The 25,038-nt window shown below is 71.2% G+C and carries 22 protein-coding genes and 1 tRNA gene; 14 read left to right on the top strand and 9 right to left on the bottom strand.

Annotation, left to right across the window (positions count from 1 at the left end; translation table 11 throughout):
- Positions 1 to 48 precede the first annotated feature (48 nt).
- From KRAD_RS15520 to KRAD_RS15540, 5 genes are all read left to right on the top strand, one after another.
- The gene (locus KRAD_RS15520; protein WP_041292140.1) at positions 49 to 855 is read left to right on the top strand and encodes a hypothetical protein; all 807 of its coding nucleotides are present in this window, start codon (positions 49 to 51) and stop codon (positions 853 to 855) included.
- Between the two features lie 69 nt (positions 856 to 924).
- Positions 925 to 997 (top strand) — tRNA-Ala (locus KRAD_RS15525).
- A gap of 124 nt (positions 998 to 1,121) precedes the next feature.
- Positions 1,122 to 2,132, top strand: a complete 1,011-nt coding sequence (locus tag KRAD_RS15530; RefSeq protein WP_012086584.1) for a polysaccharide pyruvyl transferase family protein — start codon at positions 1,122 to 1,124, stop codon at positions 2,130 to 2,132.
- Between the two features lie 20 nt (positions 2,133 to 2,152).
- Positions 2,153 to 3,259, top strand: coding sequence for a glycosyltransferase family 4 protein (locus tag KRAD_RS27610; protein ID WP_012086585.1), 1,107 nt, complete (start codon positions 2,153 to 2,155; stop codon positions 3,257 to 3,259).
- Between the two features lie 210 nt (positions 3,260 to 3,469).
- Complete coding sequence (locus tag KRAD_RS15540; RefSeq protein WP_157873616.1) at positions 3,470 to 5,026, top strand: sugar transferase; 1,557 nt, start codon at positions 3,470 to 3,472, stop codon at positions 5,024 to 5,026.
- Between the two features lie 62 nt (positions 5,027 to 5,088).
- Here the strand turns inward: KRAD_RS15540 and KRAD_RS15545 are convergent, their stop codons facing one another.
- On the bottom strand, positions 5,089 to 6,552 hold the full coding sequence (locus KRAD_RS15545; RefSeq protein WP_041292141.1) for a lipopolysaccharide biosynthesis protein: 1,464 nt from the start codon (positions 6,550 to 6,552) through the stop codon (positions 5,089 to 5,091).
- Positions 6,553 to 6,977: 425 nt separating this feature from the next.
- Here KRAD_RS15545 and KRAD_RS15550 point away from each other — a divergent pair, with 425 nt between their 5' ends.
- Positions 6,978 to 8,003 (top strand): glycosyltransferase, encoded by a 1,026-nt coding sequence (locus KRAD_RS15550; RefSeq protein ID WP_041292142.1) that lies wholly within the window; start codon positions 6,978 to 6,980, stop codon positions 8,001 to 8,003.
- A complete protein-coding gene (locus KRAD_RS15555; RefSeq protein WP_012086589.1) occupies positions 8,000 to 8,869 on the top strand; it encodes a glycosyltransferase family 2 protein in 870 nt (289 codons plus the stop codon). Before KRAD_RS15550 ends, KRAD_RS15555 begins: the two co-directional genes overlap by 4 nt.
- Positions 8,870 to 8,952: 83 nt before the next feature.
- Here the strand turns inward: KRAD_RS15555 and KRAD_RS15560 are convergent, their stop codons facing one another.
- Positions 8,953 to 9,882, bottom strand: a complete 930-nt coding sequence (locus tag KRAD_RS15560) for a hypothetical protein (protein WP_041292143.1) — start codon at positions 9,880 to 9,882, stop codon at positions 8,953 to 8,955.
- Between the two features lie 431 nt (positions 9,883 to 10,313).
- On the bottom strand, positions 10,314 to 11,231 hold the full coding sequence (locus tag KRAD_RS15565) for a hypothetical protein (RefSeq protein ID WP_012086591.1): 918 nt from the start codon (positions 11,229 to 11,231) through the stop codon (positions 10,314 to 10,316).
- A 320-nt stretch (positions 11,232 to 11,551) separates the two neighbouring features.
- Between KRAD_RS15565 and KRAD_RS15570 the strand changes: the two genes are divergently transcribed.
- On the top strand, positions 11,552 to 12,586 hold the full coding sequence (locus tag KRAD_RS15570; protein WP_012086593.1) for a right-handed parallel beta-helix repeat-containing protein: 1,035 nt from the start codon (positions 11,552 to 11,554) through the stop codon (positions 12,584 to 12,586).
- Between the two features lie 2 nt (positions 12,587 to 12,588).
- Here KRAD_RS15570 and KRAD_RS15575 read toward each other — a convergent pair whose 3' ends face one another.
- From KRAD_RS15575 to KRAD_RS15585, 3 genes are read right to left on the bottom strand one after another with little or no spacing between them, the layout of a single operon-like run.
- Positions 12,589 to 13,611, bottom strand: coding sequence for a glycosyltransferase (locus KRAD_RS15575; RefSeq protein WP_012086595.1), 1,023 nt, complete (start codon positions 13,609 to 13,611; stop codon positions 12,589 to 12,591).
- Positions 13,608 to 15,065, bottom strand: a complete 1,458-nt coding sequence (locus tag KRAD_RS15580; RefSeq protein WP_157873617.1) for a hypothetical protein — start codon at positions 15,063 to 15,065, stop codon at positions 13,608 to 13,610. Before KRAD_RS15580 ends, KRAD_RS15575 begins: the two co-directional genes overlap by 4 nt.
- Positions 15,062 to 16,174, bottom strand: coding sequence for a YveK family protein (locus KRAD_RS15585; RefSeq protein ID WP_012086599.1), 1,113 nt, complete (start codon positions 16,172 to 16,174; stop codon positions 15,062 to 15,064). Before KRAD_RS15585 ends, KRAD_RS15580 begins: the two co-directional genes overlap by 4 nt.
- Positions 16,175 to 16,408: 234 nt before the next feature.
- On the opposite strand from KRAD_RS15585, the gene KRAD_RS15590 reads away from it, so the two are divergent.
- Positions 16,409 to 17,311, top strand: coding sequence for a glycosyltransferase family 2 protein (locus tag KRAD_RS15590; protein ID WP_012086600.1), 903 nt, complete (start codon positions 16,409 to 16,411; stop codon positions 17,309 to 17,311).
- A 60-nt stretch (positions 17,312 to 17,371) separates the two neighbouring features.
- Entirely contained in the window at positions 17,372 to 18,316 is a 945-nt protein-coding gene (locus KRAD_RS15595) for a glycosyltransferase family 2 protein (RefSeq protein WP_083782085.1), read from the top strand.
- A gap of 6 nt (positions 18,317 to 18,322) precedes the next feature.
- Here the strand turns inward: KRAD_RS15595 and KRAD_RS27615 are convergent, their stop codons facing one another.
- The 3 genes from KRAD_RS27615 to KRAD_RS15610 form a co-directional block, all read right to left on the bottom strand.
- Positions 18,323 to 18,889 (bottom strand): acyltransferase, encoded by a 567-nt coding sequence (locus KRAD_RS27615; RefSeq protein WP_275263078.1) that lies wholly within the window; start codon positions 18,887 to 18,889, stop codon positions 18,323 to 18,325.
- Between the two features lie 119 nt (positions 18,890 to 19,008).
- Positions 19,009 to 19,851, bottom strand: coding sequence for a glycosyltransferase (locus tag KRAD_RS15605; RefSeq protein WP_203417584.1), 843 nt, complete (start codon positions 19,849 to 19,851; stop codon positions 19,009 to 19,011).
- Between the two features lie 303 nt (positions 19,852 to 20,154).
- The gene (locus tag KRAD_RS15610; protein ID WP_012086606.1) at positions 20,155 to 21,774 is read right to left on the bottom strand and encodes a dolichyl-phosphate-mannose--protein mannosyltransferase; all 1,620 of its coding nucleotides are present in this window, start codon (positions 21,772 to 21,774) and stop codon (positions 20,155 to 20,157) included.
- Positions 21,775 to 21,866: 92 nt separating this feature from the next.
- On the opposite strand from KRAD_RS15610, the gene rsmI reads away from it, so the two are divergent.
- The 4 genes from rsmI (at position 21,867) to KRAD_RS15620 (ending at position 24,979) form a co-directional block, all read left to right on the top strand.
- Positions 21,867 to 22,766, top strand: a complete 900-nt coding sequence (gene rsmI / locus KRAD_RS15615; RefSeq protein WP_041292145.1) for a 16S rRNA (cytidine(1402)-2'-O)-methyltransferase — start codon at positions 21,867 to 21,869, stop codon at positions 22,764 to 22,766.
- 182 nt (positions 22,767 to 22,948) lie between these two features.
- Positions 22,949 to 23,113 carry a hypothetical protein gene (locus KRAD_RS26080; protein ID WP_157873618.1) on the top strand — a complete coding sequence of 55 codons (165 nt, stop codon included), beginning with the start codon at positions 22,949 to 22,951 and terminating at the stop codon, positions 23,111 to 23,113.
- A 327-nt stretch (positions 23,114 to 23,440) separates the two neighbouring features.
- Positions 23,441 to 23,605: a hypothetical protein gene (locus KRAD_RS26085; RefSeq protein WP_157873619.1), complete on the top strand. Its 165-nt coding sequence runs from the start codon at positions 23,441 to 23,443 to the stop codon at positions 23,603 to 23,605.
- A gap of 453 nt (positions 23,606 to 24,058) precedes the next feature.
- Positions 24,059 to 24,979: a glycosyltransferase family 61 protein gene (locus KRAD_RS15620; RefSeq protein ID WP_041292146.1), complete on the top strand. Its 921-nt coding sequence runs from the start codon at positions 24,059 to 24,061 to the stop codon at positions 24,977 to 24,979.
- Positions 24,980 to 25,038 lie beyond the last annotated feature (59 nt).

The following is a 25,038-nucleotide window of genomic DNA, read 5'->3' on the forward strand; positions in this document are numbered from 1 at the left end:
GCCCGGCGCGTCCGCGATCTCGATGTGGCGTGGCCCTACGGTTGCGCCGTGCCCGCCAGCAGCCTGATCTTCCTCGTCATCGTCGTCCTGTGGGCCGCCTACCTCGTGCCCAACGCGATCCGGAAGCACCGGCGCACGGCGTCGGCGCGCCAGGCGGACCGGGACTCGCAGGCGATGCGGGTGGTCGTGCGCCGCGGTTCCGCACCGGTGGGTTCCGCGCTCGCGGCGGCTGCCGTGAACGCCGCCTCCGCGCACGCCGTGGCGGGGTCCTCCAGCCGCCCGGTCCTCGGCCCGGGCCCGCGCGCCCTGCCGGGGGCCGCACCGGTCCCGGCCCGGGTGCCCGCACCGGCCCCGGTCCGCACCACCTCCGCCGTGGTCCGGCGCCGTCGCCGGCTGCTGGCGAGCGTCGCGGCGCTGACCGCCCTCGGCTGGGCGGCGGTCGCGCTGGTGTCGGCGCCCTGGGGTGTCGGCGCGCTGCCGACGCTGGGGCTGCTGCTCGTCGTCGCCGTCCTCTCCCGCCACGGCGCGGCCCGCGCGGCGCGCCCGGTCGCCCCGGCCGCGGCGCGGTTCCCCGAGGCCCGGCCGACGCCGCGGGTGGTCCGCCCCGCCGCTCGCGCCCCCCGCACCGCCCCCGCCGCGGTGCCCGGGCCGCGCGAGGAGCGCACCTCCCCGCTGGCCGGGGACCGCAGCTGGCAGCCGGTGGCGGTCCCGCTGCCGACGTACCTGCTCAAGGACAAGGCGCCCTACGCGGTCCCGCCGCTGCCGGCGGTCGCCCTGGTCCCCGGGGTGGACGAGGACGACGTGCCCACCCGGGTGATCGACCTCCGTGATCACGTGCGCGTCGTCAACCAGTAGCGCCGGGGGCTGGTAACCTCTTCTCCGTTGCCGCGTCGTCCCGGGTACGGGTCCGGCGCGCGACGGCAAGGGGCTGTGGCGCAGCTGGTAGCGCACCTCGTTCGCAACGAGGGGGTCAGGGGTTCGAATCCCCTCAGCTCCACCCTTCGAAAGAGGCCCTCACCGGTGTCCCGGTGGGGGCCTCTGCTGTTTCCTGCGCTGGTGGCCGATAGAGTTCGTCCCGTCGCGGAGAGCGAGGATTGTCCCCTGTCGTGAGGAGCAGCTGCGTGGAGACCCAAGATCCGGCGCCCGTCAGCACGACCGCGCTGGTTGAGGGCCTGCGGGCGCGCCTGCTCGATGTGGTCGCGGAGCTGGGGCTGGGCTCCCGTCCCTGGACGGTCGTCGACTACCCCAACCACCTCAACTGCGGTGACGCAGCGCTCTACCTGGGCCTCGAGAACATCGCTGCCTCCGTGGGTGCACCCGTCCTGCGGGTCCTAGACCGGTCCTCCTACCGGCCCCAGCACCTCGACCCCGGCTCCCTCATCGTGCTCCAGGCCGGCGGCAACTGGGGCGGCCTGTACCCGACGCACCACCGCCTGCGGGTCCGCCTGCTCGGCGACAGCCGCGGTCGTGACGTCCTGCAGCTGCCGCAGTCCATCCAGTACGCGGACGAGCACCACCGCGAGGAGCTCCGGCGGGCCGTGGCCGAGCACGGTCGTACGACGCTCCTGGTCCGGGACCAGCGCAGTTACGACATCGCCGTCCGCGACTACGACTGCCCGGTGTTCCTGGCTCCCGACGCCGCGTTCGCCCTGGGCACCATGGAGCGTCTTGCGCCGCGCACGCCGTTGCGTCTGCAGGTACGCACCGACAAGGAGGGCAACGCGCCTGCGGACCTCGCCCTCGACGGTGAGGTCTTCGACTGGCTCACGGCCCGACGCGGCTCGCTGTCCTGGACGACCTGGCAGGCGATGATGGCCGTCAACCGGCTGCAGCGGTTGCCGCTGGGCGCCGCGGCGCGGGTGGCCACCGTTCGCGCCGCCCACGACCTGGCGCGGCACAGCGTCCTGCGGGCCCGCGACCTGCTGTCGGCCGGCGAGGTCGTGGTGACGGACCGCCTGCACGGTCACATCCTCTGCACCCTGCTCTCCATCCCGCACGTCGTCGTGGACGACAAGTTCGGCAAGATCAGCGCTCTGCGGAACACCTGGACGTCGATGGACCGCGGTCACCGCTTCGCTGCGGACTGGACCGAGGTCACCGCGGCGGTCGATGACCTCCGTCGCTCCCGGTGAACGGACTGTCAGGTGCGCCGGTGATCAGAAGGATCGCGGTCGTCGCCCTGGGTGGCCTCCGTCGCGGTGCCGTGGCCTCGCTCGCCCGACGTGACGCGGAGTTCGCCGCCGCGCAGGGGGACCAAGTCACCCTCGTCGCCCTCGGCGGGCGGGAGGAACCCCTCTCGCTGCCCAGCGGTGTCCGGATCGTCCGTGTGGGCGGGCCCCTGCCGAAGACGGCCCGTCACCTGCGGCGGCGTGCCGCGGGGTTGTCCCGACTCCTGGAGCTCGTCGCGGCGGCACCCGCGATCGGTGCGGTGGTCCGCAGCCACGACGTCGTCGTCTCCCACGGCGGCCTCGAGGCGGCGCTCGCGTCGACGCTGCCAGGCCGGGCTCGCACCGTCTTCCGGATGCACAACTACCAGGCCGGGGTGGCCGCCGCAGGCCGTTCCTACCGGCGTGGTGAACGCTGGCTCTTCGCGGTGGCCGACCGGGTGGGGGTGCGCCGCTCGAACGCCGTCGTCGCGGTGTCAGCCACCCTGGCGGACCAGGTGGCCCGGGGTGCGGGGCGACGGCCCGAGGTGGCGATCAACGGGCTCACTCCCGCCGCGACGCCGGACGTCGACGCCCCCCGCGACGTCGACGTCCTGTTCGTAGGCCGACTGGTGGCGGAGAAGGGTGTTCGGCTGCTGCCTGACCTGGCCGGAGTGCTGCGGGAGGGGGAGACCCTCGTGGTCGCGGGCCAAGGGGTGCTCGGAGCCGACCTCGCGCGCACCCTGGCGCCGAGCCCCCGGGCGCGGTTGCTCGGGGAGGTCCCGGCGCACCAGGTCCCCTCGCTGATGGCGCGTGCCAAGATCGTCGTCGTGCCCTCGCTCGACGAGCCGTACGGCATGGTCGTCGTGGAGGCGCTGACGGCGGGTGCCTGCGTGGTTGCCAGCGCTGTGGGCGGCATCCCCGAGATCCTGGCCGACGGTGAGGGCGGCCGGCTCCTGCCGCCAGGTGCCACCGCAGCGTGGCGCGCGGAGGTGCGACGGTTGCTCGACGACCCCACTGCGCGGAAGGCGCTGGTGGCTGCGGGGCGGCAGCACGCCGCACGGCACGACGAGAGCAAGACGCTTCCGGCCCTGCACGGCGTTTACGCCGGGTAGGAGCGACACTCGGGGCAGGACTTCGAGATCTGTGGCTGCAGGTGACCAATCGTGGACCAGCCGTGGAGGTATTGCGGCGAACGGGTGATGGGCCGCTACGATAGGTACTGTCAGGTCACCAGCCGTGAACGCAGGCTGCTCATGGGCCGCTCGGCGGGCCTGACATCCACGCCGTCGTGGACTTTCTGCAGGACGACCGACGGGGGAGCCATGGCTGCGGACGAAGTGCGACTGGTGCCGGTTCAACAGCGCAGGACCCTCGGTGGCGCCGCGCCCACCGGCGAGCGCCCCACGGGGGTCTCGCAGTCGCTGCTGCCCGGTCGACGCCACCGCACGTCCCGGTCCTCGGGGCGCCGGGCGGTCTGGCAGCGCGAGTACGTCCGGGCCATCGTCGTCGGCGACGGCCTGGCCGCCCTGTTGGGCGCCCTGATCGGCTGGGTGGTGCGGTTCGGCGACACCGCCTCCGCGCAGGGGGCTGCAGGCATGTCCGCGTTGATCACGATGACGCTCCTGCCACCCGTGTGGGTCCTGACGATGCTTCTCTTCCGCGCCTACGAACCCCGCTTCCTCGCCGTCGGGTTCGAGGAGTTCCAGCGGGTCCTGCTGGCCGGGACGACCGTCGTCGCCATGGTGGGAACGGCCTCGTGGGCCCTCCAGCTCGACGTCGCCCGGGGGTTCGTCGTGGTCGCGCTGCCGGTCGCAGGCTGCCTGACCGTGCTGACCAGGTTCGGCGTTCGGCGCTACCTCCACGTCCGCCGCGCGGCCGGGGAGTGCATGCAGTCCACCGTCGTCGCCGGGCACCCCTCGGCCGTTGCCGCTCTCGTGCAGCAGGTGCGTCGGGAGACGAACCACGGACTCCGGGTCGACGCGGCGTGCACCCCGGGGGGCGAGACCGACGCGCAGCTCGATGCGCTCGGCGTTCCCGTGCTCGGGAACCTCGAGCAGATCGCCGGCGTCGCCGAGGCGCTGGACGCCGACGTCGTCGCCACCTTGACCTGCCCCGAGCTCGACGGGCCTGTGCTGCGCCGGCTCGGCTGGGAGCTCGAGGGCACCCGCGCGGACATGATCGTCGCGCCCGCCCTCACGGACATCGTCGGACCGCGGGTCGTCATCCGCCCCGTGTCCGGGCTGCCCCTGCTGCACGTCGACCGACCCGAACTGCGGGGTGTGCGCCATGCGGGCAAGGCGTTCTTCGACCGGGGCAGTGCCGCGCTGGGACTCGTCGTCCTCGCGCCGTTGTTCCTCGTCATCGCTGTCGCTGTCAAGCTCGACTCCCGCGGCCCGGTGTTCTTCCGCCAGACGCGCGTTGGTCGCGACGGCCGGGAGTTCTCCATGGTCAAGTTCCGCTCCATGGTGGTCGATGCGGAGAACCTCCTCATCGATCTGCGGACGAAGTCCGAGGGGAACGGCCTGCTGTTCAAGATGCGCCGGGATCCGCGAGTCACCCGCGTCGGCTCGCTGCTGCGCCGCTACTCCCTCGACGAGCTGCCGCAGTTGTTCAACGTGCTGGGCGGCAGCATGTCCCTCGTCGGACCGCGGCCTCCGCTGCCCAAGGAGGTCGCCGAGTACGGGAACGACCTGCGCCGACGCCTGCTCGTGAAGCCCGGGCTGACGGGCCTGTGGCAGGTCTCCGGCCGCTCCGACCTCGACCTCGATGAGTCGATCCGGCTGGACCTGCAGTACGTCGAGAACTGGTCGCCCACCTTTGACGTCATGATTCTCGCCAAGACGCTCAAGGCCGTGACCGGCGGTCGCGGGGCCTACTGAGATGCGAGGTCACCGCACCACCCTGCGGCAAGGGCGGGGCGGTCACCGCGCGGGCAGGACCGTCACGGGACGGGGGAGGCAGGGACCTCCTGGTCGCTGCCCGCGGTGCTGCGGGCGCGGCGCCGGCTGACGATGTTCCGGACGTCGACAGTGAATTCCCGGGCCACCGGTCGCGCAAACAGGAGAAGCAACCCCGGGTAGACGACCCCGGCGACTCCCGCGGAGACGGCGACCCGCACCCATCGCACGTCCGTCGTGAGCAGGTGCAGGACCGCCAGCACGATCCCGGCCATGACGACAGCGGCCAGCAGCACCCGGGCCGAACGCAGCAGGCACCGGTATGGGATCCCCACGGCGCGGTGCAGGACGATCTGGCGCACTGGGAACGTCGCCGCCTGCCGCACCAGCAGCGCCACCGCGAGGGCGAACAACCCGTGCGAGGCGGCCAGCACGACGACGGCCAGGTGGCTGACGACGATCCCGAGCACCAGCAGCAGTTCCGGGCGCAGCTTGCCCACGGCGACGAACACCGTGCGGTCGAAGTAGCTGAAGACCCCGATGGCCGCGGTCACAGCGGTCACCTGGGCAATGCTCCCCGTGACGGCCCACTGCTCGCCGAGCAACCACGGGACGAGGTCGGTGCTGGTCGCGGCGAGGAAGAGCATGGCGGGGAAGATCAGCGCACCACTGGCAGCCATGGCTGTTTCGTAGGCGCGGCTCATCCGCGGCAGGTCGTCCTGGATCTTGCTGAACGTGGGGGTGGCGACACTGCTGATGACTGAGGAACCGGTGTCTTGCACGAGCTTCACCAAACGGGTGCCGACGGTCCAGTACCCCAGCACGGTGGCGGATGCGATACCAGCCAGGACGAACTCCTCGCCGCGGTCCCGGGCCTGCATCAGCAGGTCGATGCCCAGGAGCTTGCTGCCGAAGGCGAGCATCTCCCTCGCTTGACGACGGTCGAAGCTCAGGTGCGGACGCCAGGACACAGCGCACCACAGCATGACGGTGTTGGTGAGCGATCCGACGAGCACCTGCGCGACCAGGGACCAGACCCCCGCGCCAGCCAGGGCCGCGACGATGGCGGTGACTGAGCCCACCAAGGTCGCGGCCGTTGCGCGGGCGGCCAGGGCCTTGAAGCGCAGTTCGCGACGCATGAGGGCGTTGGGCAGGCTGTTGGCCCCGGCCAGCAGCAGGTTGAGGGACAGCCAGAGCAGGACCGGGACGAGCTCGGGCTGGTCGTAGGCGTCGGCCAGCAGCGGAGCGCATGCAGCGAGGGCTCCGGCCAGGGCGATCGAGAGTCCCAGGCTGGTCCAGAACGCGGTGCTGCGCGTCCGCTCGTCGACCACCGGACGCCGGATGACGTAGGTCGCCAGACCGCTGTCGCTGATGATCGTCAGGACCGCGATGATTCCGGTGGCGAGGGCGACCAGGCCGAACGCGGAAGGTTCGAGCTGTCGCCCCACGACGACGAAGGCGGCGGCGCTCAGGGCCCGGCTCGCCCAGATCTGCCCAGCCGTCCACATCACTCCGACGGCCGAGCGGGCGCGGAGCCCCCCACCGGGCCGGGACTGATCGGTGTGCGGTCGGTCCGGTCCGCTCGATGACATCTTGCCTCGGTTCCTCCCGACGTGCGCGGGCGTGGCATGGGCAGGGAACTCGTCAGACAGCAACGGGGTGCGAACCGGTACTCACGCCAAGTGACGGCGACGGGCACGAGGCGCAGCCTACTAGCCCGAACGGCGCGCTCCCCTCACTCGCGGCCACTGTGTCATGCTCTGCGTCGTCACGAGCCGGCACCTTCAGGTGCGCGACCCAGGGAGACCTCGATGAGCGGTGGACAGCCCGGATGACGGTCGAGCCCAGAGGCACTCAACCGGGCGGGACCGACTCCAGCCACGCTGGGCAGGAACCGATCACGGTCCACCTCTTCCCGAGTCCCGCCCGTCGCATGGTCAATCCCTACCTGTCGATGCTCACGGCCGCGCTGCGCGAGCAGGGCGTCGACGTCCAGGCGCTGCACGGGAGATCGGGTGCTGCTGGTGGGCGCGGGATCGTGCACGTCCACTGGCCCGAGCTGAACCTGCACTCCGGCAAGTTGAGGTGGGCGCTGTGGGGGACCGGGAAGCTCATCGTCCAGGTCGTCGCCGCCCGCCGTCGCGGACTGCCCGTCGTCTGGACCGTGCACAACCTCCAGGCCCACGACGGATCCCGGCCGGTGCTGCAGCGGATCTTGTGGGCCGCCTGGCCCCGCCTGGTGACCGGTTGGCTGTCGCTCTCCCGCAACGGCGTCGATCGTGCGCAGGACGCCTTCAGGCCCTTGCGTCGACGTCCCTCGCGCGTCGTCCCTCACGGTGACTACGCCCCTGTCGTCCACGCGCCCGACCGAGCGGTCGCCCGTGGGCGGCTCGGGCTCCCCCTCGAGTCCCGGGTCCTCGCTCTCGTCGGCCGGATCCGCCCGTACAAGGGGGCCGAGGCGCTCGTTGAGGCCGTCGCCGCCAGCCCATCGGAGGACCTCCGGCTCGTCGTCGGCGGTGCCTGCGACGACGCGCCCTTGCGGGCGGCTCTCGAACGCACCGCCGCTGCCGATCCGCGCGTCCGGCTGCTGCTGGAGACGCTCCACCAGGAACAGGTCGACGACGTGCTGGCTGCGGCCGACCTCGTCGTGCTGCCTTTCCGCTCGGTGTTCAACTCCGGCTCGGTCCTGTTGTGCCTGACGGCTGGTCGACCCGTCCTGGCCCCGCGCACACCGGTGTTCGACGAGCTCGCCGCGGAGGTGGGGGCCGGTTGGCTGCACCTCTACGACGGTGACCTGACCCCGGAGGTGCTGGAGCGGGTGCTCGCCGAGACCACGACGCTCACCGGCGAACCCGACCTGCGACGACACCGTTGGGAGAACGTGGCTGCCGAGCACCTCGCGTTCTACGAGCGACTGCTCCGACGCTCGACCGCGCGCGCCGGGGAGGGTCGACGGTGAGCGTCGACGTCTCCGTCGTCATCCCCTGCTTCAACGCCACCCGCGACCTGCCGGCGCAGCTGGAGGCGTTGGCCGGGCAGAGCACCGTCTGCACCTTCGAGGTCGTCGTCTCCGACAACGGCTCGACGGACGGTCTGGCGGAGTTCGTAGAGGAGTGGTCGAGGCGGGTCCCCTTCATGCTGCGCCGGGTCGATGCTTCTGCCCGTCGCGGTGTCGCTCATGCACGCAACGCCGGGTGCCGAGCCGCCCTCGCGGACGTCATCCTCGTCTGCGACGCGGACGACGTCGTCGGCGTCGGCTGGGTGGACGCGATGGCGAGGGCGTTGGAACAGGCCGACCTCGTGGGCGGGACCCTGGTGCACGGGCACCTGAACACCGCGTTGGTGCAGCAGTGGCGTCCCACGTCCCCGCCCGGCGTCCTACCGACGAAGCTGTCGCACTTGCCGTACGCGGTCGGGGCGAACGTCGGGTTGCGCCGAGAGGTGTTCGACGCCCTCGGGGGCTGGGACGAAGGTTTCGTCGCCGGGGGCGATGACGTGGAGTTCTCCTGGCGGGCCCAGCACGCGGGTTTCTGCCTCCGGTCTGCGCCGGACGCCGTCATCGCCTACCGCATGCGGACCACGCTGTCCGCGAACGTCAAGCAGTCCTACTTCTACGCTCGGTCCGACGCCCTGCTGATGCGGACGTTCAGGTCTGCAGGGGTCCCGCGGCGAGGCCTTCGACCGTTGATCACCGAGAGCAAGTGGCTGGTGCGCAACGTGCCACGAACCCGTGAGCCCGGCTTCCGGGGGCAGTGGCTGCGGCGGGCGGCGATGCTGGCCGGTCGGTTCGTCGGATCCGTGCAGCACCGCACCTGGGCGGTCTGACCTGTACGGCACGAACGCGGCCGTCCGGTCGCCGGAGCAGAACCCCGGTCACCGAACGGCCGTGCTCCTGCGCAGCCCGTCCTTCAGTAGGACAAGCCTTGCGTCACGGTGAGGTCCGGCCACTGCGACTTGTTCCAGACGGCCTTCCAGCTGAGGTTGGGGGCGGTGTTGATCCGGAAGTTCTGCACGGTGATCCTGACCGACGTGGACGTGGTCCCGTTGCGGGTGCCGGCGAGCCAGAGCAGGTAGGCGTGACCCGTGCGCGAGCCGTTGAGGGTGACGTTGGCCAGGTTCCACTGCCCGAGCGCGCCCTGACCGCGGCTGAAGGGCTGGAGGTAGAAGCCCTGGTAATCGAGGTTGTTCGCCGTGAAGCCGTTCACCTCGAGCTTGGCCGGGCCGCTCCAGGTCTGGAAGGCGTCGCCGCCGTCGTGCTGCCCCATCACGGCGCCCAGGTGCGTCTTCACCCCGTCGATGAGGATGTTGCGCATCCGCAGCGTCAGGGTGGTCCTCTCGGCCTTGGAGTCGAAGTTGATGCCCTCGTAGACGTTGCTGCCGGCGCAGTGGAAGCCGTCCAGCACGATGGTGCGTGCGGCCTGGGCCTTGGCGTTGCCCGCGATGTACAGGCACCGGTTGTCCTTGGCGGCCTCGCCGGTGACGTGGTACTCCTTGGAGAAGTTCACGGTGCCGCCGGTGCTGATGACGTTGCGGCCACCGATGAGCGTGAAACCGCCGGCGACGTCCAGCGGGGTTTCTGGCCAGTCGACGAGGACGTCTCGGTCGGCGGGAGCCGTGAAGACGTTCCAGGTGGGAGATGGCTTCCAGACGACCGGGTTGACCAGGACGGGGTCCGTCGCGGGGGCGGCGACGGTGCTGCTCGTCGTGGTGGTGGTGAGCGTCCGGACGGTGCTGGTGGTTCCGGTGGCCAGAGCAGGGGTGGCCGCGACCGCCGTCAGCGTGAGGGCGGCGACGGCGGAGCTCAGGGCGGTGCGCAGGGGGCGCGAGAACGTGGGCATCGAGGGTTCCTCTGGTGGGGGGTGAGAGGTGGTGACAAAAAGGGGATCGTCGTCTTCCGGGGCCCTCTTGATGCGGGTCTCGAGGCCCCCGCAGGCTGTCACGGAGGGTGATTGTGCGCAGGCGGAGTTGTTTCCCGCATGATCGCTCACCCTCTGCCACCTCAGAGCCCGTACCGGGAGCGGTTGAAGGGTAGTCCGAGATCACGGGTGACCCGTTCGGACGTACGGTCCTCACCGACGCGCGCCGTCTCGTGAAACACGGAATCACCCGGTCGGCGGCGTGGTCGCCCAGCGTGGGCTCTCGGGACCTCGGGCTCGGAGACCGTCCCGGAACGACGACGAGCCGCACCGCCAGGTGGCGGTGCGGCTCGGGTGGTGCGGGTGGTTCTGGTGGACGCCTGCCGAGAGGGGTGATCCGCGTGCGGTCTTCCTCAGCTTTGGTTGACGCGGACGTCAGTCCACTGCTCCTTCTTCCAGACGGCCTTCCAGCCCAACGCGGGAGCGGCGGTGAGTTGCACGTTGCGCACGTCTATGGCGACACCGTGGTATCCCGCGGCGTTGCGGGTACCGGCGAGCCACAGGAGGTAGGCGTGGCCGGACCGGGACCCGTTGAGGGTCACGTTGGACAGGGTCCACTTCCCCATGGCGGTGGCGTTGCCGTGGGCGTAGGGCTGCAGGAAGAAGCCCTGGTAGTCGAGGTTGTTCGCCGTGAAGCGGTTGATCTCCAGGTTCAACGGCCCGTTCCAAGCCTGGAAGGCGTCCCCGCCGTCGTGCGAGCCGACGCTCGCGCCCAGGTGGGCCTTGACCCCGTCGATGAGGATGTTGCGCATTTTCAGCGTGATGGTGCTGCTCTCGGCTCTGGCATCGAAGTTGATGCCCTCGTAGACGTTGCTGCCGGCGCAGTGGAAGCCGTCCAGCACGATGGTGCGTGCGGCCTGGGCCTTGGCGTTGCCCGCGATGTACAGGCACCGGTTGTCCTTGGCGGCCTCGCCGGTGACGTGGTACTCCTTGGAGAAGTTCACGGTGCCGCCGGTGCTGATGACGTTGCGGCCACCGATGAGCGTGAAACCGCCGGCGACGTCCAGTGGGCGGTCGGGCCAATTGACCAGCACGTCGCGGTCGGCGGGTGCGGTGAACGTCTTCGTCGCCGCGGAGGGCTTCCAGACGAGCGGATCGACCAGGATGGGGTCCATCGCTGGGTCGGCGACAGGGAGGGCCAGCGTGCGGGTGGCGCGGGGCACCGGGGGAGCGGCGTCGGCTGACGGGGCAGCGACGGCCGCCGATGCCAGTGCGACGAGCGCGGTGGCGGCGGCCAGGGCGGTGGACAACGGACGGGGCAGCGTGGGCATCGGAGCGGTTCCTCGGCGTCGGTCTCGAAGCGGTGTCCCGTACGAGATCGTCGTTACCGCGAGCAGCCTGAAATCGCCCGCTGCGTCCGCTGTCGTGGTGACTGCGGGTGACGTTGGGATGTCTGGGGGACGGAGGGGGAGGTACGCGTGACTTGGAGTGACGGAATGGCTATCAGAAGGGCTGGTGCGCTCGGCCGCCGCGCGACCGGGTCATTGGAACGGGTGTTGGTGTGTCACCGTCAGCAGCAGCGAGGCCACCGCGTCTTCACCCTTGAGGACCTGGACATTGCTTTGCGTAGTGGGTACTGGGACCTCGCACAGTGGTCATCGTCACGCTGACGGGTGAAGGTTGGGTCGCGGAGCCCCTGGTACGGTCGCAGGAACCGACGCGACTGGACGCCAGGAGTGACGTCATCGACACGATGAGCCGCCGGATCGCCCTCGGCTTGCTGGCCACCGGGACCCTCGCGGCCTGCGCGGGCGAGAACCAGCGTCCGCTTCCGCCGGACCGCAGGCTCAGCTGGGCACCGCCCAGCTTGGACTCCGGGACGACCATCGAGGTCACGGCAACGAACCACCACCTCGAACTCGACGCGAGGACGGACTACCGGCTCCGGTTGCCGTCGGATGTCCCTCTGCGGGTCGAGGGCGGCCTGGTCGTCATCGGTGGTCGCAACGTCGTCATCGTGGGCGGCGAGATCCAGATTCCTGAGGGTCTGTCCCAGGAGGCCGACGAATGGACCGGTCGGCGCGGGCTTTACCTCAAGGACCAGTCCGGTGTCGTCCACGTGGAGGGTCTGCGGTTCTCCGGTGACCTGGCCGAGGGCATCGATCTCGCGCAGTCCCGTGATGCCACGGTCCAGCTCCAGAACATCTCGGTCGACAGCGTGCGGGGCAGCTACGAGGGCAACCACGCCGACCTGCTGCAGGTTTGGGCGGGGCCACGGGTCCTGCGGGTCGACGGGTTCTCGGGGACCACGGATTACCAAGGATTCTTCCTGCTGCCCAACCAGCACTACGACGGTCCGCGGCCGGACCTGTTCGACCTTCGACGTGTGCGCATCCGCGGCGTCGAGGGCAGCGCTTACCTCCTGTGGGCCCCCAAGGGGGACCTCGACTGGCTCAAGTTGACCGACGTGCGGTTGGCCGTCGACGACAGCCGCTCCCGCAAGCAACTGCTCCGCCCGGTGGACACCTGGTCCGGGGTGGACGTGGCCGGTGGTGACGAAGCCGTCGACCTGCTGACGGCGGAGGAGGCCACGATGCCTGAGGGAACGCCCGGTCTGAGCTACCGTTCGCCGGGCTACCGCGACGATCCCCTCCCGGCGAGCACCCCGCTCGGCCGGAACAGCTGAGGTCAGCGACGTGCGAGAGCGACGAGCAGCTCCTGCCGCTGCTCGGCCCAGCGCGCGCGCTGGAGGTCGAAGGCCGCGGCGACAGCCTGCGGATCAGTCGCGGCCAGCGCCTCCCGTACCGCGGCCGCCAAGGCGTCCGCGCGGTTGGCGGTGTGGTGAGCTAGGGGGAACGTTTCCCGCAGGACCGGCCAGTCGCTGACCACGAGCGCGCGTCCAGCGTAGACGGCCTCGTACGCAGCACGCATCACGGATGTCGGCTCGGTCGTCAGGGCGAGCAGGACGGCGGCCTCACGAACGTTGCGCCAGTACTCGCCGGTATCGAGGAACCCCACGAACTCGACATTGGCCGGGGCGGAACGCAGCAGTTCCGCTGGGCACCGGTCCACATCGCCGGTGATCCGGAAGCGCACGCCGGGCAAGGCGCGGGCTGCCTCGACCACTTCGGCGACCGGTTCATCGCCGGCGAAGACACCGACGAACAGGGCCACGGCCTTCCCGTCCGGTTCCGGTGGCAGCATCGTCCGCGCGGGCGGGGCCTCGTGGACGATGACCGCCCGTCCGCCCCAGGCCCGGACCTGGTCGGCCCAGGGTTGGGCGGCCACGGCGACGGCGGAGGCTCGACGGGCGAGCACCCGCGTCACCGGCAGCATGGCCCGGGTCACCGGGTTCTCCTTCACCCCGAACGAACCGGTGTGGCTGTCCAGCACGAACGGCCGCCCCGTCAGAGCGGAGTACGCGGCCACGATCAGCCCGGGCACGACGGGTGGGTTGACGACCATGACGGCGCCGGGTCGGAGACGGGCCAGCGCCCACGCGGTGCTCATCGACGACAGCGCGTAGCGGACGACGTTGGGCAAGCGACGACCACCGGGCAGTCTCGGGTGGACCTGCAGGGCCTGCCCGCCGAGTGCGTCCGCGATCTCCCGGGCGCGACCACCGTGCCGTTGCCAGGTGATGAACAGCAGATCGGCGCGTTCCGTCTCGGTAGCCCCGTCGGTAGGGGCAGTGTTCACGTCGGTGCTCACAGCGGACTCCGTTGCAGGGGGGGGACGGCGAGGTGCAGGTGGACGTGCGAGGCGCTGCGGCGGCTTCGGCCCGCCATCGCGGCCCCGGCGAAGGAGAAGAGGGCCAGCGGCAACCCGGCGTTCGTCAGGTAGGGCCAGATGGTCATCGCAGCCGGAACGAAGACGACGACCCCGACGAGCGCTGCCAGGGTTTCCCGATGGGTGCTCGCACGTCGGAACGCGCTGACCGCTTCGAGGAACATGACGATCAGGACGGCGATCCCGGTCGCTGCCAGCAGCAGGCCCCCGCGCAGGATCCAGGTGAAGTACTGGTTCTCGGTGTGGGCGAACTGCACCGTGGAGGGCAGGTCGTTGCCGACACCGGCTCCAGCCGCCTGGCGCAGCAGGGGCAGGAAATCGCGTTCCCACACCAGGACGCGGTAAGCGACCGTCTGCGGGAGCAGACCCCCGCCTGCCCCCGACGCCTCAGTGGTCTGCTGGGCCAGCCGGCTCTCCAGCACCGAGGAGAACACGGTCACTGCGGTGAAGCCCGCCAGGACGAGCACCACCAGCGAACGGCCGAGCCGGCCCAGGAGGGCAGCGGCGACGAGTACGGCCACGGCCAGCCAGATGAACGACGTCACGGTGACGGCCATCACGACGGCCGTCAGTTGGGCTGCCACGAGCACGACGAGCTGCCAGCGAGACGCGATCGAGCGCGATCCCGTCAGCAGCATCGAGAGCGTCAGCACGACCGGTATCAGCAGGTATCCGCACAGCGAATGCCAGATCGGGAACGGTCCGGTGACGCGTGGACCGCTGCCGTCGTGGGGCAAGGAGTACACGTCGGAGATGCTCTTGAGGAACGTGGGAACCCCGGCCAGGTCGAAGAACTGGGCCATGGCCAGCAGGGAGACGACGAAGCTGAGCGCCAGTACCCAACGCAGCACGAGCCTCAGGTCTCCCTGATCACCGACCGCGCGGTTCGCCGTCCAGAAGGCCAACCAGAGCAGCGCGGGCTGAGCGGCTGCGCGCAGGAGGCTGGCCAGCGAGCTCCCGTCGACGGCAGCGTGGTACCCCGCGAAGAGGGCAGCGGTGGCGGCGAAGACGAACGTGGCCACTTCGGTGGCGGTGGTCCGCGGCCACACCGCGGGGCGGCGGAAGAAGGTGACGAGCGCGCACCCGACGACGACGATCATCGCCAGGTTCAGTCCTGGGAGGGCAACGGTGAACTTCAACCCGGCCACGGCCGGAGCCACGGCCACGACCAGCACGGCAGCCACGGCCGGCCGCGCCCAGACTGCGGCGACGACGACGGCGAGCACGGCCAGACTGAGCGGGGCCGCAGCGTCGAGCCGGGCCGACAAGCCGGCCACCGCAGCCGCCCCCACGACCCCGACTCCAACGAGCGCCGTCTGCAGCGACTGCCGACGGGCGGAGGAGTCCAGGGGTCGAGCGGTGGCCGGCCGGTTCACGGACGCCCGGAACGGATGGACCCGGAGGTGCTGGGGGCCGCCGCGGCGCCGGCCGGGCCCCCGTCGCCGAGGTCGTCCGCAGAAGGCGCGGCCTGGGGCCCGCCCACCGCGCCGCGAACCTTCCTGGCGTCGCAGAACAGGTGAACGACGCGAGTCGGGCGGATATCGGACAAGTACCTGACAGCGGCCTGGTAGTCACCAGCGCGGGCCCTGCGCGGCACCACCGCGACCACGAAGTCTGCGAGCACGAGGGCCTCGTCCGAACCGCCGTCGGCGGTGACGGGCCGATCACCTGCCACCCAGCGAGTGGTGGAACCCTCCTCGCTGCGCGAGTTCATCGCCACGGCGACGGCTTCGGCCGTCTCCGGGTGGTGCTTCGTCATGTCCACCAGCAGCACCTCGCGAGCGTCGCCCACCCGGTTCGACAACACGAGCCGTTGGGCGGCGTCCGGAGTGCCGGACCAGCTGACCACGGGTGCGGCTCCCAGGGTGCGAGCGTCCTCCGCGCTGTCGACCCGTTGGTCGAGGCGCTGGAGCAGCACGGCTCCGCCCAGGCCGAGGACCAGTCCGGCCAGGACGCCGATGACCGGGGCGAGAGGGGCGAGACCGGACTGCTCGGTGACTTCACCGGGGGAGCGGAGAAGCTCGATGTTCCCCGGGGGGATCTGCGGGGTGGCTCCCGTGCCCAGGGTCTGGGTCAGAGCCGGAAAGAACCGGCCTACCTCGTCCGCGCTGCCGGCGGTGAAGTCGACCCGCAGCACGTTGCTGCCGGACAGTCCCTCGGCGTTCAGTCCCGCCTTGACGGTCTCGGGGGTCAGGCCCGAGGCCGCGGCCACGGCCCCCTGCAACTGCTCGTCGTTCTCCATCACCACCGGGTAGCTGGTGGCGAGCCGTTGAGCGTCGAAGATCGTCGTGGGGTGGGAAGTCATCGCTTCCGCGGGAGCGGTGGGGACGATGTAGGTCGCCGAGGCCGAGTAGACGACCTGGGCGGTGGCCTGCACCGCCCAGCTGGCCGCGACGCCGGCGACGACACCGCAGAGGACGGCGATGTACCAGAACCGCCGGAGTGCGAGGAAGAGAAGTCGCCACGAGGAGGCGTTGCCGACCATGAGTGTTGGGCTCCTGTCGTCGAGTACGCCGTCATGATGACAGACGTCAGCAACTAGTGGCAGACGCGTCACGTTCCGTTGCTGGTCGAGCCCAGTACCCTACGCCCGCGCCACTCCCCGTGTTCGTGCGTGCACCTGTGAGACGCAGATCACACGATCGGAGGGCGATCACCAGTCGCCCGCTGCGTGGGCTGGCGAGGACAGACCGCTGCGACGACAGAACAGGATCTCTCCATGAGCACCAGCCCTGGGATCGAACCCCCCTTCGTCTCGGTCGTGATCCCCGTCTTCGACGATCCCGAGCGCCTGACCCTGTGTCTGCAGGCGCTGCAGGTGCAGACGTACCCCGAGGACCGGTTCGAGGTCGTGGTCGTGGACAACGCCTCGTCGGCGGGAAGACTCCCCTGCGTTCCCGACGACCCGCGGTTCCAACTCCTGCACGAGCCCCGCCGGGGGTCGTACGCGGCTCGCAACCGAGCCCTCGAGCTGGCTCGCGGTGAGATCCTGGTCTTCACCGATTCCGATTGCCTGCCCGCCTCCGACTGGGTCGAGCAGCTCGTCGCGGGTTTGACCGCCGAACCTCGCGCGGACCTCGTCGGAGGCCGGGTGGAGGTCGCCTTCGAGTCGGGCTCACCGCAGACGGCGGCGGAGTGGTACGAGCACCTGCATGCGTTCCCCCAGGAGTACTACCTGCGGACGGCCAACTTCGCGGTGACCGCGAACATGGCCACCTGGCGTTCGTGCGTCTCCGCGGTCGGCCCGTTCAACGCCGGGCTCCAGTCCCGGGGCGATGCGGAGTTCGGGCAGCGGGTCGCCGCCCGGGGCGGTGTCCTCCGGTACGTCCCGGACGCCGTCGTGGGCCACCCCGCGCGGGCCACTCGCACAGAGCTCCTGACCAAGCTGCGCCGGACGTCGGCCGGCACGCGGGACAACGACCTGGCCGCCGGCGCGGGTCGCGCACACTTCGTGGGCCTGGCGGCCCGCCAGTGGTACCTGTTCGCCCGCAGCGTGGGCGCGTCCGTGATCCCGGGTCGCGGTCCCGACGGCTGGTGGGCCACGGCGCGGTACCTGGGGCTGTACGCGGAGATGAGGATGATCCAGACGGGTGTCTACCTGCGTGCGGCTGCGCGACGATGATCAGGGCGAGCCGACCAGCGGCTCCTTGGCCGGTTCGACGGCAGCCACTATGGTGACGGCGTGAGTGCACAGTCCGTCGAGGAGTCGACACACCCTGTGGTCCCCGTCTTGCCGCGCGTCAGCGTGGTGATCTGCACCTACAACAGGTCCGCCCTCGTGCGCGAAGTCGTCGAATCCGCCCTGGCCGACCCGACCACCCACGAGGTCGTCGTCGCCGACGACGGGTCGAGCGACGACACCGTCGAGGTGCTGCAAGGGCTCGCGGAGTCCGAGTCCCGGTTGGTCGTCGTCCCGTTGGGGAGCAACCAGGGGCGCAACGTGGCGCGGCAACGCGGGGTCGAGACCGCGACGGGGGAGATCGTCCTCCTGCTGGACGACGACGTCGTCCCGGGTCCGGACATCGCCCGCAAGCACGCCGAGCACCACGTGCGTGAGCGGGATGCCGTCGTCGTGGGTTTCATGCCGGTCCGCACCACCGAGGCGACGAACATCACCAGCCGGATATACGCCCAGGAGTACCTGGGCCGCATCGCGAAGTACGAGCAGGATTCGGCGAACGTGCTGGAGAACCTCTGGGGCGGGCACTGCTCGCTGCCGCGCGCGGCTGCGCTCGCGACGAGCGTGAACGCGACGGGTTTCGAGAACTACTACCACCAGGATCGCGACTTCGGGCTGCGTTGCCGGGCCAACGGTATGCACGGGGTGTTCGACAGGCATCTGGTCAGCGAGCACCGGCACACCCGCAGCCTGGACGCTTTCCTCAAGGACGCGAACCGGCGCGGCAAGGGCCTGTCCCTGCTGCGCGACCGGCACGGGGAGATCGCCATGGATCCCGCTCCACCCATCGCCCTCCTCGGCCGACCGCAGGTGCTCCCGCTGGCCAGGACCGCGACTGCTCCGCTCCGTCGATTGGGCGGGCGACCGCTGGTCCTCTCGGTCAAGCTGCTGCGCCGTCTGGCGACCTGGCAGGGGGCCGAGGAGTACCGCCGTTCCATCGCCGGCTGAAGCGACCTACGTCGCCGGGGTCCCGTCTTCCCGATGGGCGGAGCCCCCGTCCGGGTTTCCTCCTACCGTGGTAAACGGCTCGACGAAGTGAACAGGCGGTTCCCGGTCCACCGTCACGGGTTCCGCCACTGCAACGGCGGTTCCGCCTCGCCGCAACTGGCCGTAGTGACCGACTTCGATGCCAGTGCGGATGACTCGGGCCGGTGATCCCGCCACGATCGAGGCGGGGGGAACGTCCTTGGTCACGACGGCGCCCGCAGCAACGATCGAACCGTCTCCGATCGTCACGCCGGGCAGCACGATGGCACCCGCTCCGACGAAGCAGTCACGGCCAATCCGGGTGTGAACCTTCTTCGCACGGGTCATGTCGTGGGCGAGGATGATCGCCTCAAGAGCCACGTACGACCACGCCCCTACGTGGATGCCTCGCGGGTACGTGCGGTCGAAGCGGGCGGACAAGCTGAACGTGGCCGTGGGGTCGATGTCCATGCCCCACACGCGGGTGTAGTAGAACCGCCGACCACCCACGACCACCTTGCGCAGCCGACGGAACTGGTTCAGCGACTTCAACACGAATGACCTCCGGGTCGTATGGCGCAATCGGGTCACCGCCGGGCGGCCGGTGCAGGGTAGCGGACGGCGAAGCAGGAGGTGAGTCCCCTGGGGATGATCACCTCCTGCTTCGCTGGAGCTCACAGGGCCAGCGGCCGCGCGTCCTCGCGCAGGTCCACGACGCTGCCGGCGGCCAGCTCCAGGTCGGCCAGGTTCACCTGGTCCGCCTCCCGCACCACGGCCAGGCCGCGGTGCTTGAGCATGGCGGCGATCTGCTCCTGGTGGTCGTCCACGTGCTCGGCGAACTCCGCCCGGCGCGGGATGAGGACGGGCAGCTTGCCCGCGTTCAGGGCCTCCAGGGCCACCCCGGTCCCGGCGTGGGCGATGACGAGGTCCGCCTCGCGCATGGCGGCGGAGAGCTCCTGGGCGGGGACGGCGGGGCGGGGGTCCAGGACGGGCAGCCCCGTGGTGTCGGTGGTCCCCGTCTGCCAGAGCACCTCCGCGCCGAGGTCCTGCAGCAGGGGGGCGATGCTCTCCACGAGGCGGCGGAACCCGTAGGTGCGCGAGGTGCCGAGGGAGACGACGACCTTGGAGACCTTGGGCCGTTCCGGCAGCTGCTGCGGTTCCCAGCCGTCGAAGACCGACCCGGCGTACTTCCACTTCTTCGAGGCCCAGGAGGCGTTCTGGGTGTACAGCTCCACGCCGGGGATCTTCGCGAGCAGGCGGCCGCTGAGGCTCGGCCCGTGGGTGCGGGTCGCGCTCTCGATGTAGTACGACGGCGTCCCGTGCAGGCGCGCCTGGGGGAGGACGGAGACCGCGAGGCTGGACCCCGTGCTCACGACGGCGGAGATGCGGCCGCGCCGGAAGAGCGAGGACGTGATGACGGCGTTGTGCAGGGCCGCCTTCAGGTCGCGCGTCGGCCCGGGCTTGACCCACAGCACGTCCTCCCCCTCGAGCAGGGACAGGGACTGAGGTGTCGGCACCGTGACCCAGCGGAAGGTGTCGGTGATCGGCAGCCGCTTCGCCAACGACTTCAGCTGTGCCAGGTGTCCGCCGTCATTGGCTACGAGAAGAGCAGTCATCGGCGTCCTCTGGATCGTGGCCGCCCGGACGGGCGAACCTGTGACGAACCGCACCCTAGCGACTGCTGAGGGTGACCGCCAGGAGGCCCTCGTCACACCTCCGCCGCACCTCGATCACCCGATCGACGGATCCGCGCGCCCCGGACGTGGCCGGGAGGATCAGGAGCGCAGGTCAGCGGCCGTGCGCCCCGACGGGGGGACGCCTCAGATCCAGCTCGGCAACCACATCCGCCGGCTCCAGGACTCGTAGGGGACGACCTGCGCCGTGTAGACCGGCCAGAAGAACGCGAAGCAGGCCACGCACAGCACCACGACGGTCCCGGCCACCACGGCCCCCCCGCGCCGCCGCCACAGCGCCGCCTCGACCCGGGCCCCGCCCCGCAGCACCGCGGCGCTGGGGTCCGGACCCAGGACCAGGCCCAGCAGGTAGGTCACCGCCAGCACCACGAAGGGGACGAGGACCACGGCGTAGAAGGTGAAGATCGTCCGGTGCTGGTACTGGAACCACGGGAGGTACGCGCCGGCGTAGCCGGCCAGGACCGCCCCGGCGCGCCAGTCCCGCCGGAAGGCCCAGCAGAACAGCAGGACCGCCAGCGCCGGCACCCCCACCCACCACAGGACCGGGTTGCCCAGCGAGGTGATCGCCTTCGAGCAGTTCTCCACCGCGCAGCCCTCCACCCCCTGCGCCTTCGCCTCGTAGAAGAACGACGTCGGGCGCCCCTGCACCAGCCACGACCACGGGTTGGCCGAGTACGGGTGGGGGCTGTCCAGCCCGACGTGGAAGACGTAGGCCTGCTGGTGGTAGTGCCACAGGCTGCGCAGGGCGTCCGGGACGACGTCGCCCAGCCCCCGGGAGGGGTGCTCGGCGCCCCAGTGCCGGTCGTAGCCCGCGTCGCTGCGGAACCAGCCGGCCCAGGTCGCGACGTAGGTGAGGACGGCGACGGGGACCAGGAGCAGGAAGGCGCCCACCCCGTCGCGCCACACCGCCGCCGCGAACCAGGGCCGCACCCCGATCGCGCGCCGGGCCCCCGCGTCCCACAGCACGGTCATCAGCCCGAAGACCGCGAGCACGTAGATCCCCGACCACTTCACCCCGCAGGCCAGGCCCAGGCTCACCCCCGCCGCCAGCCGCCACCCCCGGAAGCCGATCCGCGGGCCGAGGCCCTCCACGCCGTGCACGGCCACCGCCCGGGCCAGCCGCTCCCGGGCGTGGTCGCGGTCGACCAGCAGCAGCGCGAACGCGACCAGCACCCACCACATGAGGAAGACGTCGAGCAGGCTGGTGCGGCTCTCCACGAAGTGCACGCCGTCGAAGGCCAGCAGCACCGCGGCGGTGACGCCCAGCACCGTCGAGCGGAACAGCCGGCGGGCGACCCGGCCCAGGAGCAGGATCGACAGCGTCCCGACCAGCGCCGCGGAGAAGCGCCACCCGACGGAGGAGTCGATCCCGAACAGCCACTCCCCGAACGCGATCATCCACTTGCCCACCGGGGGGTGGACCACGAAGTCGCCCGCGGTGCCGAAGACGTCGGGGGTGCCGCGGGTGAAGAGCTCGTCGGGCTTGGCGATCCCGCCGTCGGTGCGCAGCTCCACCCCGTGCCGCAGCAGCGAGTACGCCTGCTTCACGTAGTAGGTCTCGTCGAAGACGAGCTGGTGGGGCCGCCCGAGCTGGAAGAAGCGCAGGAAGCCGCCGATCGCGGTGACCACCAGCAGCGCCGTCCAGGACCGCCACCGGGACTCCCCGGTGATCTCCGAGGGCCCTCCCAGCAGGCGCTCGCGGGCGTCGGCCGGCCCCGCCGGCCGGGTCCGGGCGGGGGTGCCCACCGCGCTCACGCCGGGCCTGGGTGCTGGGTCGTGATCACCGATCCATCGTAGGCGTGCACGGGCCCGGCCCGTCGGTGCGGCACGATGGCGGCGTGAGCGGGGACGACGGCGAGGGCACCGGGACGGGACGGCTGGTGCTGGCGGGCACCCCCATCGGCAACGCCGGGGACGCCACCCGGCGGCTGGTCGACCTCCTGGAGACCGCCGACGTCGTCGCGGCCGAGGACACCCGCCGGCTGCACCGGCTCGCCGCCGCGCTCGGGGTCACCCCGCGCGGGCGGCTGCTGAGCTACCACGAGCACAACGAGACCGAGCGGACCCCGGAGCTGGTGGACGCGGTGCGCGGGGGGGCGACGGTGGCCCTGGTGACCGACGCCGGGATGCCCTCGGTGTCCGACCCCGGCTACCGGCTGGTCCGCGGCTGCGTCGACGCCGGGCTGGCGGTGACGGTGGTCCCCGGCCCCTCGGCGGTGCTGACCGCGCTGGCCGTCTCGGGGCTGCCCTGCGACCGGTTCGCCTTCGAGGGCTTCGCCCCGCGCAAGCCGGGGGAGCGCGCCCGGGTGTTCGCCGACCTCGCCCAGGACCCGCGGACGCTGGTCTTCTTCGAGTCCCCCCACCGCACCGGCGCCACCCTGGCGGCGATGGCGGAGGCGTTCGGGGCGGACCGCCCGGCGGCGGTCTGCCGGGAACTCACCAAGACCTACGAGGAGGTCGTGCGCGGCACGCTGGGCGAACTCGTCTCCTGGGCCGCGGCCGAGGTCCGCGGGGAGGTGTGCCTCGTCGTCGCCGGTTCGGCGGGGCCGCGGCGGGCCGCGTCGGCGGGGGAACTCGTGGGCGAGGTCTCGGAACTGGTCCGGTCGGGGTACCGGATGAAGGACGCGGTGCGGGTGATCGCCGGCCGGCACGGGGTTCCGGGCCGGGAGTTGTACGACGCGGTCACGCTGGAGCGCCGGGAGCGGTCCGTCCGGCCCACGGCCGGGCACGGGGAGTAGCGTCACCCCCGTCACCCGTCCGCCGCATCGGAGTGGGCGACACAGATGACGGGGGCGGGCGTCGAAGCAGGGGACGCATTCTCGTCTCAGCCACCTGGAAGCCCCGTGATCCCCCTTGCGCCCTCGCCGGGAACCACTGCGCCGGCGACGGGGAGATCGACCTCACCGGCAAGTTCGGAGCGGTGAAGCTGGTCGCGAAGCTGTACAGCGGGAAGCACATGGTGCAGTCGGTGACCAAGTACCTGCGCGCGATCCCCGTCGTCACGACACAGATCCCGGCCGGGTTCCCGACGGCGGCGACCGGTGTCCCGGCCGGCACGACGCTGTCCACCGACCTCGACGTCTAGGAGGCCGGGGCCGACCTCGACGTGCAGGGCTGCCCCACCGTGCACGACCCCCGACGTGGCCGTCCACACCTCCCGCATCACCTCCCGGGACGCCACCCTGCGCGGTGAGCCTCCTCGACGCCCCTGGGGCCGTCGTGGAGGACTCCGAGACCGTCAGCGACGGCGGCACCGAGGGCACTGACGGCCGGAGCGGGTGCAGCGCGCGGCGGGTGGGCGTCCACGGCACCCAGGACGATCCCGGCTCGAGATAGACGTCGTGGACAGCTACGTGCACGACCTCATCCGCAGCGACGGGGTGCACACCGACGGCCTCCAGTCGACCTGGGAGTGAACATCGTCGTGCGGTGCACCACCGTCGATCCGCGCCGAGCCCGCTCGGACGACCTCCTGAACTCGGTGGTCCGGCTCGGGACCGAGGCGGGCTGGCAGTGCCTGGGGAACCTGCTCCTCGAGGACAACCTCTTCAACGGGCAGCTGCTCGGTCAACGTTGAGGTGCTCGGCCGCCGTAAAGAACGGGGTCTTCCGCGGCAACCGCTACAGGCACAGCAAACGGTACGGGGCCGCCGTCTCCGTCTCCGCCGTCACCTTTACCGAGGACTGGTGGGCCGACGCCGGGAACCTGGTCCGACCGGCCGCGGCCTGCTGACCGAACGAGTTCGACCTTTCATGTGGTCCCAAGGCGATTGAGGTGTCAATCTTCTGCGGTGCGGTCCAACCAGCGAGTCGGGTGGAGGTACCTGCTGGCGAGCGCCATCGGGTACCGCCTCTCCTCCGGGCGCGCGTGGTGCCGCTCACTCCTGGCGCGGCGAGTCGACATGGTCTCCCTGGAGCAGTTGCGCGAGAACGGGGCGACGCTCCGGGAAACCCTTCCGTCACGTAAGGTTCGGTTGACGGTCCCTTCCGACCTCCGCGCTTCCGACCGCAGCGCGCTGAGGATGCGTGACGTGCGCGAGGTTCCCGCGCAGGCGGTCGTGGAGTTGAGCGGCGCGACGGTGCTGGGGCGGGAGGGTTGGGTCTTCGTCGACGGGCGGCTCGTCGACGGGATCTGGCAGGAGGTGGGCTTCCCCGCCCGTCGGATGCTCCCGCGCGGCCGGTTGGAGAAGCCCGCCCACCTCGGAGGGACGACGGCGTCGCTGCTCATGCCCTGGTTGCCGAACTACTACCACTGGACGACGCAGGCGGTCCCCCGGGTGCAGATGGTCAAGGACGTCGCCGGTGACGACGTGGACCACTGGCTGATCCCCGCCGATCCCCCCTCCTACGTCCTGGAGTGGCTCGACCGGCTCGACGTGCCGGTGGAGCGCCGGGTCGAGGTCCGTGGTCGCCGTCAGGTGTTCGCCGTAGACCGGCTCGTCGTGAGCAGCGTTCCCGGCGCGAACCGCTGGGTCCCCTCGTGGGTCGTGGACCACCTGCGCAAGCAGTTCCCTCCGCCCCCGGAGCACGGGGAGCGGGTGTTCGTCGACCGACCCGAGACCGACCGGCGGCGCATGCTCAACCGCGAGGATGTCGTCGCCGCGCTACGTGGACGGGGCTTCCGGATCGTCGACCTCGCCAGTCTGACGGTGCAGGAGGAAGCTGTGCTCTTCGGGTCCGCGGCCGTCGTCGTCGGTGTCCACGGTGCGGGGCTCACCAACCTCGTCTTCTGCCGACCGGGGACGGTCGTGCTGGAGTTGGCTCCCCGCGGGCTCGTCTTCCCGACCTTCGCCAAGCTCGCCGATGCAGCACAGGTCACCCACCACCTCCTGGTCGGGACGGAGCCCGCGCTGCCGAGGCCCCTGCGCTTCCCCGACGTCCTGGCCGACGTGGTCGTCGACATCCCCGCCCTCACCCGGCTCCTCGACCCCGTGCTCACCAGGCTGGGGTGAGATTGCTCACCCGGTTGAGACCGCCCGCGGACGAGCGTGACCCCGTGCTCGCTCTGTGC

It is taken from the genome of Kineococcus radiotolerans SRS30216 = ATCC BAA-149, from assembly GCF_000017305.1.
GTDB classification, from domain to species: domain Bacteria; phylum Actinomycetota; class Actinomycetes; order Actinomycetales; family Kineococcaceae; genus Kineococcus; species Kineococcus radiotolerans.

What these genes read in the sequence shown, in the direction of transcription:
- KRAD_RS15540 (WP_157873616.1), top strand. Translation starts at nt 3,470, where the DNA reads ATGGCTGCGGACGAAGTGCGACTGGTGCCGGTTCAACAGCGCAGGACC.
- KRAD_RS15545 (WP_041292141.1), bottom strand. Translation starts at nt 6,552, where the DNA reads ATGTGGACGGCTGGGCAGATCTGGGCGAGCCGGGCCCTGAGCGCCGCC.
- KRAD_RS15550 (WP_041292142.1), top strand. Translation starts at nt 6,978, where the DNA reads ATGGTCAATCCCTACCTGTCGATGCTCACGGCCGCGCTGCGCGAGCAG.
- KRAD_RS15560 (WP_041292143.1), bottom strand. Translation starts at nt 9,882, where the DNA reads ATGCCCACGTTCTCGCGCCCCCTGCGCACCGCCCTGAGCTCCGCCGTC.
- KRAD_RS15565 (WP_012086591.1), bottom strand. Translation starts at nt 11,231, where the DNA reads ATGCCCACGCTGCCCCGTCCGTTGTCCACCGCCCTGGCCGCCGCCACC.
- KRAD_RS15585 (WP_012086599.1), bottom strand. Translation starts at nt 16,174, where the DNA reads ATGGTCGGCAACGCCTCCTCGTGGCGACTTCTCTTCCTCGCACTCCGG.
- KRAD_RS15590 (WP_012086600.1), top strand. Translation starts at nt 16,409, where the DNA reads ATGAGCACCAGCCCTGGGATCGAACCCCCCTTCGTCTCGGTCGTGATC.